Here is a 1,590-nt window from a genome sequence, read left to right on the forward strand (position 1 = left end):
ATTGATTTTACTGATTTTCTCGACGTTTTATGATAAAATATATGCAAGGGTTTTTGATTTGCTGAAATGTTTTTCTTGCAGTTTTTCGAATATTTATCATGAAAAGGGGCCGAAATCGTGTACAAAACTACGGATCATTCTCAAAGTAACTTTCTCTGTTTCAATCAACCACTTGGACTTCATATGAATCCGAATAACCGTTGGATAAAAATGGCTGATGCCATTCCATGGGAGCAGTTCGAGCAGAAATATGCAAGGTTGTTCAAAGGCAAAAAAGGAAATGTTGCAAAACCACTCCGCCTTGCCCTTGGTGCCTTGATTATACAGACAAAGTATCAGTATTCTGACCGTGAATTAGTAGAACAGCTGACGGAGAATCCGTATTATCAGTATTTTATAGGACTTCCCGGATATCAAGAAGAACCACCGATTGATGCCAGTACTTTAGTGCTTTTTCGTAAACGCTTGAAACTGGATATTATCATGGAAGCAAACGAATATATGCTTGCAGCCACGAATAATAAAGCTGATGAGGATGAGTCCCATGATGATGACACAACCCCACCGACATCTGGTGCAGGAGCACCAGATGCTGATGAGGAAGAAACGAGTGACAACAAAGGAACTCTCATGATTGACGCAACTTGTGCACCGGCAAACATCCGTTATCCTCAGGATTTTTCTCTTTTGAATGAAGCAAGAGAAAAATTGGAAACCATGATAATTCGTTTCTGTAAATCCTATGGCTTGGCAAGACCAAGAATGTACAGAAGGCAGGCACGAAAGAACTATCTCGCACTGGCAAAGACTAAGAAACGCAGTTCAAAAAAGATTCGTGCAACCATTCGTAAGCAACTTTCTTATGTGAATCGTGACATCAAGTATCTTGAGGTCTTCATGGCAGATGGCTATGCGCCGACAAAGAAAGAAATCTCACTTTTCTTGACGATTTACAAACTGTTTGAACAACAAAACTATATGTACAAAAACAAAGTGCATAGTGTTCCTGAGCGTATCGTAAGCATTACTCAGCCATGGCTCCGACCGATAGTAAGAGGAAAAACCAAAACTCCGGTAGAATTCGGAGCCAAGTTTGACCTGAGTCTGGATGATAACGGCTACGGAAGGATTGAAAAGATATCCTACGATGCATACAATGAAAGCACGGTCTTAATTGATACAATCAATCGTTTCAAGGAACGGACAGGCCATTATCCGGAACGCGTGTTAGCTGATCAAATCTATCGGACCAGAGACAATCGGCACTTCTGCAAGTCACATAGAATCCGACTATCTGGTCCCAAGCTTGGGCGACCAAGCGAAACAGCCAAAGAAGATAAAAGGCAAGAATATCAAGATAATACAGATAGAATCGAAGTAGAAAGAACGTTCAGTCTAAGCAAACGTTGCTATGGAATGGGTCTTATCCGGACAAAACTGGAAGAAACCACGCTTACTTCTATCGCATTATCTGTATTCGTGACGAATCTTTTCAAGATTCAGGCACGAATACTTTTTGCACTTTTTTTGCTGGTACAAAATTTGTGGAAAAGACCTGCTGATTTTCAATCGGAAGCGATTTAATCAGCA

General features: G+C 40.6%; 1 protein-coding gene. It reads left to right on the top strand.

What is annotated here, in order from left to right:
• The first annotated feature begins 117 nt into the window (after nt 1-117).
• A complete protein-coding gene (locus BJR36_RS19935; protein WP_139133600.1) occupies nt 118-1,584 on the top strand; it encodes an IS5 family transposase in 1,467 nt (488 codons plus the stop codon).
• Nucleotides 1,585-1,590: the final 6 nt, after the last annotated feature.

The sequence above is a fragment of the Anaerobium acetethylicum genome (assembly GCF_900096945.1).
GTDB lineage: Bacteria > Bacillota > Clostridia > Lachnospirales > Lachnospiraceae > Anaerobium > Anaerobium acetethylicum.